Source organism: Gilvibacter sp. (assembly GCF_013214815.1).
Classification (GTDB): domain Bacteria; phylum Bacteroidota; class Bacteroidia; order Flavobacteriales; family Flavobacteriaceae; genus Gilvibacter.
Genome location: NZ_JABSPU010000016.1, coordinates 46,775 through 49,653, shown reverse-complemented (window position 1 = coordinate 49,653; position 2,879 = coordinate 46,775). Strand labels below are relative to the sequence as shown.

3 protein-coding genes are annotated in these 2,879 nt (G+C 44.4%); all 3 read left to right on the top strand.

Translation table 11 applies throughout. The features are described 5' to 3' along the window. Window positions 1–246, top strand: a 246-nt coding sequence (locus HRT75_RS05525; protein ID WP_291183585.1) for a substrate-binding domain-containing protein, incomplete at its 5' end; no start/stop codon positions are given. A 163-nt stretch (window positions 247–409) separates the two neighbouring features. Further along, a complete protein-coding gene (gene pgmB / locus HRT75_RS05520) occupies window positions 410–1,075 on the top strand; it encodes a beta-phosphoglucomutase (protein WP_291183582.1) in 666 nt (221 codons plus the stop codon). Continuing rightward, a partial coding sequence (locus HRT75_RS05515; protein ID WP_291183579.1) for a family 65 glycosyl hydrolase domain-containing protein occupies window positions 1,072–2,879 on the top strand: 1,808 nt, incomplete at its 3' end. The genes pgmB and HRT75_RS05515, both read left to right, overlap by 4 nt.

Genomic DNA, 2,879 nt, shown 5'->3' with positions numbered 1-2,879 from the left:
ATGAATGCGGTCAAGAAGGCTGGCAAGCAGGTTCCAGGGGATGTAAAGGTCAACGGTTTTACCGATCGACTTCTTTCTAAATACGCCCAACCGCCTTTGGCAACAGTAAGCCAGCACGGACACGAGATGGGCAAACGCGCCGCACAATTGCTCATTAATAGAATTGAGAATGACGATCCTGACGATGCTTACCAGACCTTGGTGGTACAAACGGAATTAATTCCCAGAGCATCGGCCGCTAAATAGGGCATTGGTTTAAAAATTCCGTATATTTATCCCGCATTCTGTTGCTATTATTACTTCCCTTTTTTCAGCGCAGATAAGCAAAGTGCTTGTCGCTTAAATACATAAGCGATTTGCTGCTTTTTGAGGATTCCTCCCAGAAGGCCCAGGTCGCGTTCTAATTAGGATGAAAATAGAAGGAATTATATTTGATCTGGACGGAGTTATTGTAGACACCGCCCATTTCCACTATCTGGCGTGGAAAAAGACAGCGGCCGCTCTTGGCTTTGAGCTGACGCCAGAACTCAACGAACAATTAAAAGGCGTTAGCCGCATTGACTCATTACAGAAGATCCTTGATTGGGCTGGAGTAGGTATCACCCAAGAACGCTTTGATTTTTTGACTTCGGATAAGAATGTAGATTATCTGGCTCATGTTGCAACCATGGGTAAAGATGATGTACTCCCGGGAGTACGTGAGTTTATTACAGATCTAAAAAACAAAGGCTACAAGATCGCATTGGGTTCTGCCAGTAAGAACGCACGTCATATTTTAGAGCGTGTAGGTATGATCCAAGAGTTTGAGGCCATAGTAGATGGCACCAATGTGACCGCTGCTAAACCCGATCCTGAGGTCTTTATCCAAGGCGCGGATTTACTCGGATTAAAGCCCGAACAATGTGTGGTCTTTGAAGATTCTAAAGCTGGAGTAACTGCTGCCAATACGGGAGGAATGGTCTCCGTAGGAATCGGGAAACCAGAGCACCTATCTCATGCCAAACACGTCTTTCAAGACTTTACCCAAATACCAAATAACTTTATTGATCAATTAACCAGCGAAACAATCCAATGAACCAACAATATATTGTAACCCATCCGTGGTCTATCATCGAAGAAGGCTTCGATGCAGAACGCGTTAAATCTTCAGAAAGTTTATTCAGTATTGGAAACGGAGCCATGGGGCAACGTGCCAATTTTGAGGAGCAGTACTCCGGACCCACATTTCAAGGAAGCTATATTGCGGGAGTTTATTACCCTGATAAGACTCGTGTGGGATGGTGGAAGAACGGTTATCCCGAATACTTTGCCAAAGTGCTCAACGCACCCAACTGGATTGGAATCAACGTGAGTGTTGATGGGGAGGCTTTGGACTTACATACGTGCAAAAGCGTAGACAACTTCAAGCGCGAGCTGGACATGAAAACCGGTTTGTACACTCGTAGTTTTGAGGCAACCTTACAGAACGGAACAACTGTGAAGGTGGAAGTGCTTCGATTCTTATGCTTAGATATGGATGAATTGGGAGTGATCGATTACCGAGTGACTCCGGTTAACGGGGCTGCTACCATCAGCTTTACTCCCTATATCGATGCTGGCATCACCAATGAGGATTCCAATTGGGACGATAAATTTTGGGACATTAAAGGCATTAGCGCTTCAAAATCCGCAGCCTTTATACATTCGGCTACCGAGAAAACAGCTTTCCATGTATGTACCTATATGGATTCACAGGTGTTTTTGAACGATCAGCCAATCGCAGAATCCAGCGTAGATCAAACCGATAAAACAGCTTCAGTGACCTATAGTGCGCAAGTAGCGCAAGGAGAAACCATTAATTTGGAGAAATATGCTGGTTATACGGTTTCTACCAATCACGATATTGATCAATTGGTTCCGGCTGCCAAAGCTGTTTTGGCAAAAGGGATGGAAATTGGTGTAAAAGGCTTAGCCAATGCACAAGCGGCTGCCTGGGATGAAATTTGGTCTATGGCAGACATTCAGATAGAAGGTGATGACAAAGCACAGCAAGGAATCCGCTTTAATATCTTTCAACTCAACCAAACCTATTTAGGGAAAGACCCAAGATTGAACATTGGTCCTAAAGGATTTACCGGGGAGAAATACGGAGGTAGTACTTATTGGGATACGGAGGCCTATTGCTTGCCGTTCTATATGGCTACGAAAAATCAAGAAGTTGCTCGTAACCTTTTGGTCTACCGATACAAGCATTTGCAAAAAGCTATTGAGAATGCACAGAAGCTCGGCTTTACAGATGGTGCCGCCTTGTATCCGATGGTAACCATGAATGGGGAAGAGTGTCATAACGAATGGGAGATCACCTTTGAGGAGATCCACAGAAATGGAGCCATTGCCTTTGCCATTTTCAATTATGCTCGTTACACAGGAGATACTTCATACATCAATGAAATGGGTGCGGAAGTCCTAATTGGGATCGCTCGTTTTTGGAAACAACGCGCTACCTTCTCTAAACAAAAGGGCAAGTATGTTATTCTAGGAGTAACTGGTCCGAATGAATACGAAAACAACGTCAACAACAACTGGTATACCAACTACAGTGCACAGTGGTGTTTGAACTATGCCGCTGCCCAAATGCAACGCATCCAGTCAGAAGCACCAGATGACTACAGCTGTATTGCAGCCAAAACAAATCTTGCTGATAGTGAGTTAAGCGATTGGACCACAGTTGCCGATGGCCTTTACTTTCCGTATTCAGAAGAGCACGGAGTATTTTTGCAACAAGACGGTTTCTTGGATAAAGAGTTGATAGAAGTAAGTGACTTAGATCCAAAACAACGCCCGATCAATCAGCATTGGTCTTGGGATCGCATATTGCGTTCGCCCTACATAAAACAGGC